This is a genomic window from Enterococcus sp. AZ071 (genome assembly GCF_050499065.1).
In the GTDB taxonomy this organism is placed as follows: Bacteria; Bacillota; Bacilli; order Lactobacillales; family Enterococcaceae; genus Enterococcus_A; species Enterococcus_A ferrettii.
This window is the reverse complement of sequence record NZ_JBIPAS010000001.1, coordinates 3,494,249-3,508,751: the sequence shown is the minus strand read 5'-3', so window position 1 is coordinate 3,508,751 and position 14,503 is coordinate 3,494,249. Positions and strand designations below refer to the sequence as shown.

Annotated in this window: 12 protein-coding genes; 4 read left to right on the top strand and 8 right to left on the bottom strand. The window is 39.6% G+C overall.

Going from position 1 to position 14,503, the window contains the following annotated elements; all coding sequences use genetic code 11:
* Positions 1–50: 50 nt before the first annotated feature.
* Positions 51–1,382 carry a 6-phospho-alpha-glucosidase gene (locus tag IGI49_RS17080; protein ID WP_429962654.1) on the bottom strand — a complete coding sequence of 444 codons (1,332 nt, stop codon included), beginning with the start codon at positions 1,380–1,382 and terminating at the stop codon, positions 51–53.
* A 22-nt stretch (positions 1,383–1,404) separates the two neighbouring features.
* Positions 1,405–2,997 carry an alpha-glucoside-specific PTS transporter subunit IIBC gene (locus IGI49_RS17075; RefSeq protein WP_207702161.1) on the bottom strand — a complete coding sequence of 531 codons (1,593 nt, stop codon included), beginning with the start codon at positions 2,995–2,997 and terminating at the stop codon, positions 1,405–1,407.
* 309 nt (positions 2,998–3,306) lie between these two features.
* Between IGI49_RS17075 and IGI49_RS17070 the strand changes: the two genes are divergently transcribed.
* Positions 3,307–4,233, top strand: coding sequence for an ABC transporter ATP-binding protein (locus IGI49_RS17070; protein ID WP_429962653.1), 927 nt, complete (start codon positions 3,307–3,309; stop codon positions 4,231–4,233).
* Entirely contained in the window at positions 4,230–5,003 is a 774-nt protein-coding gene (locus tag IGI49_RS17065; protein ID WP_429962652.1) for an ABC transporter permease, read from the top strand. Before IGI49_RS17070 ends, IGI49_RS17065 begins: the two co-directional genes overlap by 4 nt.
* A 333-nt stretch (positions 5,004–5,336) precedes the next feature.
* Here the strand turns inward: IGI49_RS17065 and IGI49_RS17060 are convergent, their stop codons facing one another.
* The gene (locus IGI49_RS17060; RefSeq protein ID WP_429962651.1) at positions 5,337–6,047 is read right to left on the bottom strand and encodes a flavodoxin; all 711 of its coding nucleotides are present in this window, start codon (positions 6,045–6,047) and stop codon (positions 5,337–5,339) included.
* The gene (locus IGI49_RS17055) at positions 6,047–6,904 is read right to left on the bottom strand and encodes an aldo/keto reductase (protein WP_429962650.1); all 858 of its coding nucleotides are present in this window, start codon (positions 6,902–6,904) and stop codon (positions 6,047–6,049) included. Before IGI49_RS17055 ends, IGI49_RS17060 begins: the two co-directional genes overlap by 1 nt.
* 102 nt (positions 6,905–7,006) lie before the next feature.
* On the opposite strand from IGI49_RS17055, the gene IGI49_RS17050 reads away from it, so the two are divergent.
* A complete protein-coding gene (locus IGI49_RS17050) occupies positions 7,007–7,396 on the top strand; it encodes a MerR family transcriptional regulator (protein WP_429962649.1) in 390 nt (129 codons plus the stop codon).
* Positions 7,397–7,565: 169 nt separating this feature from the next.
* On the opposite strand, the gene IGI49_RS17045 is transcribed toward IGI49_RS17050, so the two are convergent.
* From IGI49_RS17045 to IGI49_RS17035, 3 genes are all read right to left on the bottom strand, one after another.
* Positions 7,566–8,456 carry a sensor histidine kinase gene (locus IGI49_RS17045; RefSeq protein ID WP_429962648.1) on the bottom strand — a complete coding sequence of 297 codons (891 nt, stop codon included), beginning with the start codon at positions 8,454–8,456 and terminating at the stop codon, positions 7,566–7,568.
* The gene (locus tag IGI49_RS17040; protein WP_429962647.1) at positions 8,456–9,133 is read right to left on the bottom strand and encodes a response regulator transcription factor; all 678 of its coding nucleotides are present in this window, start codon (positions 9,131–9,133) and stop codon (positions 8,456–8,458) included. Before IGI49_RS17040 ends, IGI49_RS17045 begins: the two co-directional genes overlap by 1 nt.
* A gap of 80 nt (positions 9,134–9,213) precedes the next feature.
* Positions 9,214–9,894 carry a hypothetical protein gene (locus IGI49_RS17035; protein ID WP_429962646.1) on the bottom strand — a complete coding sequence of 227 codons (681 nt, stop codon included), beginning with the start codon at positions 9,892–9,894 and terminating at the stop codon, positions 9,214–9,216.
* A gap of 323 nt (positions 9,895–10,217) precedes the next feature.
* On the opposite strand from IGI49_RS17035, the gene IGI49_RS17030 reads away from it, so the two are divergent.
* Positions 10,218–10,430, top strand: a complete 213-nt coding sequence (locus IGI49_RS17030; RefSeq protein ID WP_207702167.1) for a zinc ribbon domain-containing protein — start codon at positions 10,218–10,220, stop codon at positions 10,428–10,430.
* A gap of 282 nt (positions 10,431–10,712) precedes the next feature.
* Here the strand turns inward: IGI49_RS17030 and IGI49_RS17025 are convergent, their stop codons facing one another.
* On the bottom strand, positions 10,713–14,171 hold the full coding sequence (locus IGI49_RS17025; protein WP_429962645.1) for a MucBP domain-containing protein: 3,459 nt from the start codon (positions 14,169–14,171) through the stop codon (positions 10,713–10,715).
* Between the last annotated feature and the right edge of the window lie 332 nt (positions 14,172–14,503).

Here is a 14,503-nt window from a genome sequence, read left to right as displayed (position 1 = left end):
AATATGAATTGAAATCAGGAAGCAAGCTAAGTTGCTTCCCAATTCTGCGATTAGTTTAAGGCTGGCCAGAATTCCTGATTGGCCTCGATTAAATCGTCTAGCAGCTGCTGTGCAATTCGGGCATTTGGCACAATTCTGGATAACGTTAGTGCTTGCCACAATTTTTGGTAAGAGCCCTCTTTCCAAGCTTCTACTACTAATTTTTCGACTGACACCTGTTGCTCCATCAACCCTTTTTGGAACTGAGGGATTTTCCCTTGTGTTAACGGCTCTGGCCCATTCGTTCCAACAATACAAGGCACTTCCACCATGGCCGTTTCATCGAAGTTTACGATAGCTCCTTCATTCGGTACAATCAGCAGCATTCTTTCGTGTGTGTTGTAGGCGATTGCTCGAGCCAAGTCCACAATATAGCTGGCATGCTCGTCGACTTCTAGTGTCGTTCCTTCCGCGGTTCCTGCTTTAGCAATCTTGTTGCATTCTCCAAAGACATGCTTCTCCCGTCCGGCCATTACTTCATTTGCTCGGGTGTATTCTGGATTCGCATGCGCTACTTCATCCTGCGGGTACAAATAATATTTCAAATACGTATTCGGCAATGTGTCTGGATCAACAGCATGCACATCTTTTGCCTTGGCAAAGGTATGCATCCAGCTTTCATCCGTATGCTGGGACTCTTCAATCTCATCCTGCAGCGAATAGCCGTATTTAGCAACGTGCTCTTTAATTTTCGGCATCAAATCATTGCCTTCTTGGTCTCGAATATCTGTCCACCAGCCAAAGTGATTCAAACCATAGTAGCGTACGACCATTTCTTTGCGGGAAGAAAGTCCGACTGCTTTAGCCATCCGTTCTTCAATTCCTACAGGCATATCACAAATATTGATGATCTTAGCTGTTGGACGCAGCTTGCGAGTTGCTTCAGCCACAATTGCTGCAGGATTTGAATAATTCAGCATCCATGCATCGGGGGAATATTTCTCCATGTAATCCACCAGCTCTAACACACCTCCGATAGAACGCATTCCATAAGCAATTCCGCCAGGTCCGCAAGTCTCCTGTCCTACAACGCCATATTTCAATGGAATCTTTTCATCCTGTTCTCGCATCGCATACAGTCCCACACGAATGTGAGCCATCACGAAATCAACATCCTCAAAAGCTGTCTTAGGATCAGTTGTCGCTACGAAGTTAATATCTGAGGCTCTTTCCTTAATAATAATCTCACAGGCATCCGCAATTTGCTGTTGTCTTTCTTGGTTGTTGTCATAAAACTTGATTTGGCGAATCGGGAAACGATCCAGGTTTTCTAAAAGCATCAGTACAATCCCAGGTGTAAAGGTACTTCCTCCACCAGCAATTACAATAGAAAATTTCTTCATTTAAATCAATCTCTCCTTATAGTTAATCATTTATTTTAAGCAACTGCTCGAATTGCTCCCGCACTTGCGGAACATCCAATCCAACAATTACCTGAAACGCATTGCCATTTCTTACAACACCATGAGCCCCACCTTCTCTGAAGGAATCATCTGGCTGTACCAGGTTTTCATTTTTGACAGTAATTCTTAAACGAGTCGCACAATTATTCACTTTTTCGATATTATCTGTACCGCCAAAGGCTTCCAAATAAATTGCAGCTTGTTGAGTATAACGGTTACCGCCATCAGCAGTGGCCATTGCACCCGCTCCAGCCTGACGCTCTTTGTAATCCTTTTTAGTAAATAATTTAACATCGGCGGTCTCTTCTCGACCAGGTGTCGCAAAATTAAATTTCAGGATTAAGAAGCGGAAAACAAAGAAGTAAATTGCCACAAAGGCTAAACCAATGACCAGCTGTGTGAAAATCATTCCTTTGTGATTGGCAAATAGGGGAATCCAATTCTTCGCCAGTAAATCAATAAATCCGCCCCCCATATCACCTACTACACCAAATCCATACATTGTTGCCGCCATGGTTGCTGCTAAAATGGCATGTACAGCGAACAAGGCTGGGGATACAAATAGGAAGGTGAATTCTAATGGCTCGGTAATCCCTGCCAGAACAGCTGTTAAGGTTGCCGGAATTAAAATGGCTAGTACCTTTTTCTTATTCTCTGGCTTAGCCGTAAAGTAGAAGGCCATCGCGATTCCTGGAGAAGCAAATATTTTTGAATTGCCGTGAAGAGCAAAACCACCCTCTGGAAACAGCTGCTTTAATGGTGTTGTCACTTGAGAATACTCCGTTAAGTGTGCCATCCAATATTTGGTAATGCCATCCTCTACTACCGCTGGGCCATAAATAAATGGTGTATAAATGAAATGATGCAGCCCGGTTGGAATCAAAATTCGTTCCAGGAAAGTATAGAGCCAAACGCCAAAAATTCCAGCACTGGCTAAAAAGCCTTGTAAAGAACTAATACCCATTTGAACCTTCGGCCATACTAGACAAATAATAAAAGCCACCGGCAGCATCGTGAAAAATCCTAAAATCACTACTAAGGATGAGCCTTGAAAAATACCTAAGAAATCCGGCAGCTTCGTATCGAAAAAGCGATTGTGTAAAAATACAACAATAGCAGAAATCAAAATCGCTCCAACAATCCCCGTGTCCAAGGTCTTAATCCCAGCAATCATCTTCATGCCGCTTTCGCCACCAACCTCTTGGGCAAAATTCACGCCAAAGAATCTGCCGAAATATTCCAGCATCGCGCTGACAAAATATTGAAAAGTTAAATAGACTACGAAGGCCTCCATTGCTGCTCGAGCATTGGCCTTTTTAGCCAATCCAATCGGCAAACCAATGACAAACAGCAGCTCCATTTGGTTAAACACTGTCCACGCACCATTTTCGAGAACAGACCAGATTCCGTACCAGACAGTTCCTTCGTTGGCAATACTGCCTACGAGCATCGGATTTTTAAAAATAATTGCTAAAGCCACCATAATTCCCGAAAAAGAGAATAATAATACTGGTGTAAACATCGCGCCGCCAAAGCGCTGAATTTTTTCCATCATAGTGGGAAATAACCTCCTCTTTATTTGCTATGCCTTAGTTATACCAGCTAAGGAATTCGCTTACAATGCCTGATAGTCCTTTAGAGAAGCCGTTTCTTAAAAAGAAAAAAAGTGTCATGCTGCGGGAAATTTCTCAAAAAAAGCATGACCAACCGTCTTTCCAGCTAAATATCCCCCAAACTTTAGAAACATTTTAGAATTGGTTGAGAGTTATCTGAAAAAGAAACCGTAAACTGATAAGTATAGAAGGTCAGTTAACTGATTCCGGCCTTAACAAAACTAAACTTAACTAAAAAGGAGCAGCATACCATGGAAACTATTCTAACTGTTCAACAACTGAATAAAAAATACAAACAGCAATATGCTTTGAAAAATGTCTCACTACACATTCGTAAAGGAGAAATTTACGGCTTGATCGGTCGTAATGGCGCCGGTAAAACAACCCTGTTAAAAGCAATCACCCGATTAATTGCACCAACAAACGGTCAAATCGCCTTGTTTGGTTCTTCTACCGATAAGGAATGGACCAATAGCTTAAAACGTACAGGAGCTGTGATTGAAACGCCATCCGCTTACGATCAGCTGACGGCAGAACAAAACTTAGCCTACTATTGTAAATTGAGAGGGATTGTTCAGTCTAAGCAAGTTATCAAAGAAACCTTAGAGCTGGTGGATTTGACAGATACCGGCAGAAAAAAATACAAGAACTTCTCCTTAGGAATGAAGCAAAAGCTGGGCATTGCGATTGCCATTTTGACTCGTCCAGACTTCCTAATTCTAGACGAACCAATCAATGGGTTGGATCCGATCGCTATCGTCGAATTTCGTCGCCTCGTCAAACGATTGAATGAAGAACGCGGGATGACAATTATCATTTCCAGCCATATTTTAACTGAACTTTACCATGTCGCTACCCGATTTGGAATTATCAACGATGGTCAGCTGGTGAAGGAAATTTCGAAGCATGAATTTGATCAAATGAACGATGAATTTATCGTCCTGCAAACTAAGCAAATCCAGCAGGCTAGTAAATTTTTACAGGACAGCTTGCATTATGTTCTAAAGGTAGTTGATGAGAATACGATGCATATTTTCGGGGAATCAAACCAGGTCAATCACATTATTCACGCATTGGTAGAAGAACGAATTGTGATTGACGGCATTTACCATTCAAAACAAAACTTAGAGGATTATTTCACGGAACTCGTGGGTGAATTAGGAGGAAACGTATCATGATTAATACAATTCGAGCAGATTTTTATCGGTTATTTCATTCAAAGGGCTTTTACATCACTCAATTGCTTTTAATTGGGTTGGTCGTTCTCTCTGTAGCAACAGAAGCTTTAGGCTCAGTAGGGATTTCCCATGACTCCCTTCAGCAGCTGCAGGAGCAGGTTACCCAATCCCAATGGTCTGGTGCCAACACTTTAATCGCCATGTCCACTATGTCCAGCTTTCTCATGTATTTCTGCTTACCGATTTTTGTTATGACTATCGGTTTTGATCTATCACGAAAGACCTTAAAAAACTTGATTTCGTCGGGCGTTTCTCGTGAGAAATTCTTCTTGTCGAAATATGTCGTTTTCATGGTGACAGTATTGATGCAATTTGCCTTCTATTATGGCTTATCCTTCTTAACGGCAACCATCAAAAATGGTGTAGGGGATTTTGGGGTCAATTACTTTGAAAATCTTTTCCGTACCTTAGGTGTGCAGTATTTATCTATTAATGCCATCTTTGCTTTTGGCTTACTGGCTTTGTATTTAAGCTTCTCCAATATTGCAGCCGTTCTAACGGTGGTCATTTTGCCGATTGCTACTGGAATTATCACAATCATTTATTCTAAAGTAAAAGCTCTGCAATATTTAAGCTTCCAAGGCAGCATGGATTCTGCTTGGTTGAATCTGCCGGACAACTTTTGGTTCAATACCATGATTGCAGCCGTTCTAGTAATTATTTGCTGCGGCGCTCTTTCCCTAATCTCCTTCAAGAAACGAGACCTATAGAAAGAGGCTGTGACATAAAACGTCACAACCTCTGAAAACCGTATAATCGGTGTAACTGAAGCAGCTCCTTCGGAAATAAGTCGAATAATCGCAAAAATATGAGAAGCTCCAAGTAGGTACTGTTCGACATCAACTCCAATACTCGTTGTGTCTCTCAGCAATTTTAGGATTATCGGTCTTATTTCTCGGAGCTGAGCGCTTTTCTAAAAGCTCCATTTGTATTATTTGTTGTTACACTCTAATAGTAAAACGAAAGACAATAAAATACTAAAAGAAGGTATGAAAAAAGCCTATAACAGTGAGGTTTATAGACTAAATCATATGCTTAATAAACTATTTTTTCAAATTTATTTCTCTCAACCAATCTTCAACTCTTTGAGGAGCTTCTTCCATATCGTCTCTAGACATAGTAAATGCATTGGTGATTACATTCGCATTGGTCAATTTGTTCTCTATAGTATTAACTGTGCCCGCTAAACCAGAACCGCCATGTGTAGAAAATGGAATGACAGTTTTACCTTCAAAACTATAAAGTTCCATAAAGCTGTACATAATTTGGGGCATATCTCCCCACCAAATTGGATAACCAATAAAAATTGTGTCGTAATCGTCAAAATTACTAATCATATCTTTTATTTCGGGTCTCACATCGCTGTCTTGTTCTTTTGTGGCTTGTTCTACCAACTCCTTATGATTTGTTGTGTATGGTGTGCTAGGTTCGATCCTATATATATCTCCACCAGTATTTTCACTTATAATATTAGCGACGTATTGTGTATTTCCTAGAACTTGTCCGTCAACAACAATGGCACTGTTTTCTTCTTCTTGTGTCATTTCTTTATTTGCATCACCGGTTTCAGGGACAGAAAAATATGCTACTAAAACCTTCTTTCCGTCAATACTCTTATTTTCTCCTCCAAGAGTTACTTTTTCACTAGGTTCATTTACTTCAGATTTTTGATTAAGTAAAAAGTAGGCTGACGCGCCAGCAATAAGAGCTATCAAAACTCCAACGCCTATTAAGATTTTAGTTTTGTTTGACATTATTTATCCTTTCTTTTTTCGATTAATTCTTGAAACATTTTTACAGTTTCTGGAGCTTGATGGTCAAAAAATAAACTTTTACCTCTATCAAGTTTTGCGATATCTTTCATCTCTTCTTGAGAAAGCACAAAATCAAAAACATTGATATTTTCGCGCATTCTCTCTATTTTTGTAGATTTCGCTAAAACAACCACATTTCGCTGTATTAACCATCTAATAATAATTTGTGCAATGCTCTTACCGTGAGCTTCAGCAATTGATTTCAAAGTCGGATTTGAAAACATATTGTTTCTACCTTCACCAAATGGTGCCCATGCTTCAATCTGTACATTATTTTTTTTCATATTTTCTTGTGCTGCTATCTGCTGATTAAATACATTAGTTTCTACCTGGTTTATCTGAGGTGTTATTTCTGTAAAAGCACTAATATCTGACAGTCTGTCAGGATAAAAATTACTTATCCCAATTGCTCTAATTTTTCCTTGTTGGTAGAGTTCTTCTAATGCTCGGTATGCACCATAATAATCACTAAAGGGCTGGTGTAAAAGAACCATATCAAGATAATCTACCTTTAATTTTCTCATAGATTCATTTACGGATTCTAAAGCTTTATCATATCCATAATTATCAATCCAAATTTTAGTAGTTAAAAAGATATCTTTTCTTGCCACGTTGCTTTTGCTTATAGCTAGTCCGACTTCTTCCTCATTAAAGTAACTTTGAGCGGTATCAATTAGTCTATACCCACTTTCGAGCGCTTCAAACACACATTTTTCGCATTCTTCTTTTGGGATTTGATAAACACCAAAACCAATTTTAGGAATAACTACGCCATTATTTAATTTTATCATTTCCATAAAGTACATTCTCCTTTGTCTGTTTAAATGTTTGATGGTACACTTATTGTATAAGTCGGTAGTAACTACCGGTCAATAGCAAAATTGAAATGAGGTATGAATATGTACTCGATGAAAGAAACATCTAAAAAAACGGGTCTATCCTATGGAACTTTAAAATTTTATTGTAATGAAGGGCTTATTCCTGGAGTAAAAAGAAATCAAAATAATTATCGTGTATTCGATGAAAAAACAATCGCTTGGATTGAAAGTTTATACTGTTTACGAGGTTGTGGAATGACAATTCAAGAGATGAAAGAATATTTGGCGTTTTGTTTAGCAGGAGAACCAACTATTCCAGAACGAAAGAAAATGTTAGATATAAAGAGGAAAGAGCTGTTAAAACAAATAGACGAATTAAAAAGCTATGTGAATTTTATAGATTATAAACAGAATTTTTATAATGATGTGCTTACAGGAAAGATTGAATATAAAAGCAATTTGATTTCTTAAGTGGCTTGTCGCTATAGTTAAAAAATCTTGAGAATACTAAAAGAAAGCATAAAAAAACCTATAAATCAATGTTTATAGGCTTTTAACTACAGTTTTATGGGCGAATCCTTATTGTATTTTTTAATGCTATCTATTTGTCTCTACGAACACTAACACTTCTGTCACAACCTCATTTTCCGCTTAATTGCCACGTAATTTCTATACAAAATTGTTTGTCCTGAGCCTTCATCGCTAAAAATCCTTGTGTCAACTCAACCAGTTCTTTGGTAATGTACAGCCCCAACCCAGAAGACTTCTCTGTTTCGGACATGTTCTCTGAATAAAAGCGGCTGGTCAGCTTTTCCAGATTTTGAATTGCCTGCTGGCTCTGATTGCAAATTGTTACATAAGCCCGCTTATCATCACTAGAGAGCTTAACAGTCAGCTGCTTTTCCCCATGCTTTAAAATATTGCTGAAGATGTTCTGGAAAATCCGCTGCAAGATTTCTGGGTCATTTTCGATCAAACAGCCTTCTTGAATAGTGACCTCAGCCTCAAAATTCTGCTCAGTCAAACTGCTGTAATAATTTAACAGGTTTTCGGTTAATGCCTGTGAAAGGTCTAGTTGCTGAAACTTAGGCTGGACATTTGCTTCCAATAAATCCTGATAGTCCAGCAGTACCTCGACCCGCTGAGACACCGTCGTCAAATTTTCTTGAATTTTCGATAACCGTTCCTGTTCCTCCGGCAGTTCTCTTATCAAATTTTGCGTGAAGCCGCTGGCAATTGTTAACGGTGTCCGAATGTCGTGGGTGATATTATGGATAGCTAAATCCAGCGTCTTTTTCTCCTGCTGATTAAGAACTCGACTAGCCTGCAGTTCATTAAACACTTGGTTCACCGCATGAATTAACGGGTCTAAACTCATTTGATGCTTGGGATTCATTAAAACTACATTCGTTTGACTGATCCGCTTCGCCTCAATCTCGTTTGCCAAGTTGCGTAGACTCAAGCGCAAAGCAATGTAACGATAGGCTAAAAACACTGCGACCAATGTACTAAAAATCGCTAAGTAGCTCATTATTCACCTGCCAGCTTCACACCGACTGCCCAAACCGTTTCGATGTAATCATTCTCAGCATCCAGCTGACCAATCTTTTTACGCAAATTGCTTAAATGTGTATTTAAGGTATTATCACCGGGCAAATAGCTTTCCTGCCAGACTTGCTCGTACAGCTGTTCCTTTGTAAAAATCTGCTTGGGGCGACTCATTAACGTTTTCAAAATATCAAATTCCTTTTTCCCTAGCCGCAGCGATTGCTCCCCCTTCTGAATGGTAAAAGAATTCTCATCCAGTGTAATATTTTTATAGCATAAACATGGACTCTCTGTTTCAGGTGGCTTAGCACTTCTCAGCTGAACCATTACTCTGGCATGGACTTCATCCAGATCGAAAGGCTTGGTAATGTAATCGTTGGCTCCGTTCATCAAATAATCACTAACCGTCTTTTTGTCTCCCAAGGCGGTAATGATGATGACTGGCACGTTACTTCCCTGACGAATTTCTGCTAGCACCTCTTCGCCGTTTTTCCCTGGCAGCATAATATCCAGCAACACCAAATCTATTGCTTCATACCGAAACAGCATCAAGCCCTCTGTTCCTGAAAAAGCCGGAAACACTTCGTGCTGTTCCTTCAACAAATCCTGCAAAATTTCATTGATATCATTGTTGTCTTCTATAATTAAAATCTTGGCCATCCACTGTCCTCATTTCTCCACTGGTTGTGCAAGCACCACTGAGTGCTCTCGCTGCACTCGTACAGTTGTTTTCAAGTATCCTATTTCTTCAGCTTGCTGAAAAACTTTTGAAGCAAAGAACTTTGCTTCGCAGCAGGCTCGCTAGCTCCCTGTTCTTTTCTCAATGATTTCATCAAAGTACTATTTAACTTCTGATAACTCTCTCTTGTAAACAATGTTTCTCCTTGATGATTCGAATATTCATCTGACCCAATCGTCGAACCTAACGCATCTTCTGGAAAAATCCATTTGTTTTCTTCCTTATTTTCAATTTGCTTAATGAGCAGTGAGATCAAACGATAAAACTCTAAATGATCTTCATAAAAGCCGATCATCTGTCCGTAATCTATGATAATCGTTGCTTCTGGATTATATTCCTTTTGCTGGTTAATTACTTTTACAAAAGCATCAAAGACTTCCGTTAAGCTGCTGTACACCGTCTCAATATAATCTCGATTATTTTCTAAGTTATCTGCGTATGCTTGAATGCTTAGCTGAACATCGCCAATCTGATGGGTGGTGAACCAGTCAAGATACAGCTCTTCGTAGGTATCCTCATCCACCCCCTCTTGCTCTTCCGGAGCCGATAAATTGGCCGTTTCTGCTATTTTAGCTTCGAACGGCTGCGGACAGCCGCCTAAAATCCAAAAAATCGGCAGCGTGTTATTGGCTTCAAATAATTGACACTGGTCATCCGTTAACAAGTAGCTTCTATTTCCCATTTTTACCTCCTCCTAACCCTTTTAATTATTTAGTCCATTTTAACAATAAATTATCACCATAACTATTATTTTTCTAAAATAGATTTACACAGTCTGCTAACAAGCAGTCCCTAATTTCCTGACCACTTAAAATTCCACGAAAAAAAGATTCTGTACTTATTTATCCCTTCAATTCCCCTATATAACCCATTTTAATTATTTTGATATTAAAAAAAAAGATACTCCTAAAGTTAAGAAAAAAATCAGTCTGAGGGAGTAAGCTTTTTCTTTGAAATCTTGCTATTCTATAAGAGTAGTTAAGACAAACAAAGGAGAAAAAGAAAATGGAAAAACGACAATACGTTTGTAGTAAGTGTGGGAACCAGCATTATGAAACGGATCAATTTCAGGCAACTGGGGGAAACTTTGCCAAAATCTTTGATGTGCAGAATAAGAAATTTTACACCATCAGCTGCGCGCAATGCGGCTATACAGAAATGTACCGCGGTGAAACAACCGATGGCTGGAATATTTTAGACTTCTTGATGAACAGTTAAACACTTAATTTAACGTATTAATCTTCACATAAAACCTTACGCTAGCCGCACCATTCGACGGGAAGAATGGTGCGGCTTATTTTATTGCTGGATTGAATGGCTGAGTAAAAATGAGTGCTAATAAAATTTTGGTTGATTCACCCTCATTCAAGGCCCTTTCTTCACGTTCAATACTCTTCGCTTGGCTGCTAATTCTAGTTCATCCTTTAGCCCAAGCCAAGTTGCTGCTGGTTTTCACCAAATAAAAAGTGCGCACTTTTTACAGTACGCACACGAATTGTTTTATAGATTTTTAAGACTTCGTTTTCTTAGCAGGAAAACCGCTGCCCCAACAGTTAAAATCCCTATTGCACTTAATAAAGCCGTATTTGATCGTTCTTCACCAGTTTTTGGCAAGGTCTTTCCTTGAGCAGCTGCAGTACCAGTATCCGGTAATGTTCTGACCGTTGCTGGTGTTGTTACTGTACCTGTACCTGTGCCTCCGCCTGTTGCTGAACCATCTCCGGTTGTTGGCAAGCTGTCTTTCACATAAACGTAGGTAATGGTTTGTTCTTGCTCCTGATAAGTACCTTTGGCATTCTCAGGTGCATCCTTTAACTTCCAGCCTGTAATTGCTTTAGCCGTTGTTTCGTATTTTTCACCAATAACTCCGATTTGTTGTTCAGCTGCAGCTAGTTCGTTACCAGCTTCGTCCACGTAATGGATCGCAATTGTTCCTTTATTGCTGTAAATGTAGGTAACAATTTGTGGTTCAAGAGTGTATTTACCGATTTTATTTCCTAATACTTCCTTCAATACATAACCTTCAAATTTCTTTTCTTCTGTTTGATAATCAGAATCCACAGCACCTGACAAGAGTGCTGGATTAGCTAATTGCTTGCCCTCTTCACTTAAGTAATTAACCAATACTTTGCCTTCCTGCCTCCGGTATACAACGGTGACCTCCTGGGTTTTCTCCGTGTAAAACCCGCTGGTTAAGCCTTTAATTTCCTTTAACGTGTAAGAGTCAATTGTTTTGGTAAACAGCTCCAATGGAATTGCAGTATCAACTGGCTGCTCATCTGAAAAATCTTCCGCAATGGTCTTACCTGCTTCATCCTGATAGTGGACAATCAGCTTCCCTTTGGTTACGTTCTTTTGATAAATATAGGTAACCTTAGTAATTCCCTCGGCATATTCGCCAGACTCAGCACCTTGAACTTCCTTAAAAGTATAACCTGAAATTTCCTTGCGGGAAGTCTTATACGACTCACCGACCTCAGCAATCGATACCTCGCTGTTGCGTAATGGCTGTCCTTCTTCGTTCTGATACTCGACAATCAAAACGCCAGTCTCTTTCCCGATTCCCTGCTCTGTGTAAATCAAAGTGACTTCCTGATCAGCAGCCGTAAATTTCCCGCTGACCGATCCGGTGATCCCCTTCAATACATACCCATCAAAGGCTTTTACTTCCGCAGCATAATAATTGTCTATATCACCTGTTAAGGTTTGATCAGCAGCCAAAGAGGTCCCATCCTCCTTCTGGTAATGCACAATCACTTTTCCCTGTTCTACAGGGTTTTTAGTATAAATATAGACAACCTTGGTAATTCCCGCAGCGTATTTCCCATTAGGCTCTCCTTGGACTTCTTTAAAGGTGTAGCCAGGAATATCCTTTTGCTGGGTCGTATAATCTGTGTCGACTTCACCCATGGTGACTTCATCACCAGATAAGGGGTTGCCCTCTTCATCCTGGTATTGAGCAAGTACTGTTCCTTTTTCTTTCACTGTCTTCGTGTAGATTAAGGTAATTTCCTGCGGCTGATCACTGAAGACCCCAGTAATTGAGTCGCCATCCTTCACTCCAGCAAAGGTATACTCGTCAATTTGCTTGATTTGAGCATGGTACGCTTCACCTAACGCTCCAGTTAATGTTACATCGGGATTTATGCTGACTAATTGTTTATTTTCATTATAAGTCATGTAATGGACAATCACTGGCTCCGATTTTTTCCAAACTGCATAAATGGTCTCGTTGCCTTTAGGGATGGCAAGTGTATTTCCTTCAGCGTAGGTTGGATCAGGCTCTTTGGCTGTCTCTTCCTTCGACCAGCCAGCAAATTGATAGCCCTCTTTAGCTGCTTTCAGCTCAACACCTTTTGGAATCGTCTGATTCAACTCCTTGTACCCCACTTGATAATAGGCAGTTGGCTGAGTTCCCTCGTAATAAATCATGCCCTCATATTTAGAAAGCTCGGTGCCAAGATCAAAGATCCCGCCATTGCTATCATATTTGATCCAGTCAATTTCGACTGAGCCAATATCAGCCTTGGCCGTTCTTGGTAAATCCCGCTGATCGACCAATATATCTCGCAGGTTATCCACCTGGTCATCCGCTGATTTTTCAGGTGCAATCGGAACCGTTGGCAAAATAATAGCATCGCTGGTAGTTCCTGCTGTGATTTTATTGTAGTTGTCCACTAAACCAACTGGTGCCGTTCCGAAAACATCCGTCATGGTAGTCGTACTTGTCTTTCCATTATCATAACCAATGTTCGTTTCTAAGTCGCCAGTACCAGCTATCGCCGTAGAGTCCGCAATATTATTTCTACTTGCAGTCCGAGACTTGTTGCCGACAAATAGATTGTTGGCATAGCGGCCAGCCGAATAATTCAGTCCATAGCCAGAGCTGCCAATCGCGCCACCATCGTAAACAGCTTCATTTTCTACAAAGCTGTTATTGACATAATCAATCGCTGATTTTCTTCCTTGGGTAATTGCTCCATTGGCATAAATTTGAATTGCCCCACCGCTATTCCCTGAAAAATCCTGCCCTAATGCCTTATTCTGGTAGAAAGTATTGTTCTTAAACAAGACACCACTATCAATGTTGTCATTAGTTTGAATCAAAATGGCTCCACCATCATCTCCGGCAATATTGCGCACGAATGAGTTGCTGTCAAACAAAATCTGTGTTCCTGTTACAGTATTAAAGAAAGCAATCGCTCCGCCATCAGCCAGCTTAGCTTTTCCACTAGTAATTGTTTCCACTGATTTATTGCCTTCAAAATAATTATTGGTAAAGTTAAAGGTTGCTGTGCTGCTTGGCTGAAAGAAGTAAATTGCGCCACCCTCACCACCAACATTTCCAGTTCCTGCGAAGGTAGTTTCATTATTCAAAAACTGACAATTACTGGCAGAAAAATTAGCTGAATATCCTTTGCTGGCAATCGCTCCGCCTGAATAGCCAGAACCTGTGTTTTTATTATTGGAAAATGTACAATTCACCAGACTTGTATTTCCGGCTGTATAGAAGGCACCACCATCATCATAAGATTGAAAATTGTTCACCTTGCTGTTTTCTAAAACAAACTCGCCTTTATAACCAGAGATAGTTAATGCTCGCACACTATTTCCTAAACCTTCTAGATTCAAATTTCTTATCGTTAATGCTGAGTTTGCGGTTCCAGTACCTCCACCGTAGGAAAATAACTGCTTTCCAGTGGTCGATTGCAAAGTAAGTCCATTGCCGTTTACTACGACTTGATACGGTGATTCCTTCAAAGCAATTGTTGCATCAATATCCGTTGGAAATGTACTATCTAAAGTAACCGTTCGATCACTTGGTGCATTATTTACCGCGTCCTGCAAATCGGCGACAGTATTTACTGCCACTTCATCAGCAAATGCCTTCTGACCAGCTAGGCCTAATGAAAGAAGCAGAAGTCCCAGTCCTGCCAACACATTTATCCTCTTTTTCATTTTCTTCCCCACTTTTCTTTTAAATAATATTTTTTGTCTAGCATTTCACAAGAATTATTTGATTGCTCTTTCCTCCTTGCTTACACGATTCATTGAATCCAATCTTTTCGATTAGAAAAAATAATTTTCAATAAAATTTATTTTCGATCTATAATATTATTTTATGGTATAAAAACCATTTTTTCAACAACTTTATTTGGTTTTATAGTTATTTCAGGACTCAGAACATTTATTCCAAAGTTATATTTTTGGTCAAAAAACAATCAAAAACATTTTATTTATAGTTTCCTCTCTTGTACAAATTAGTGATAAATCGGTTACAATCAAAACTT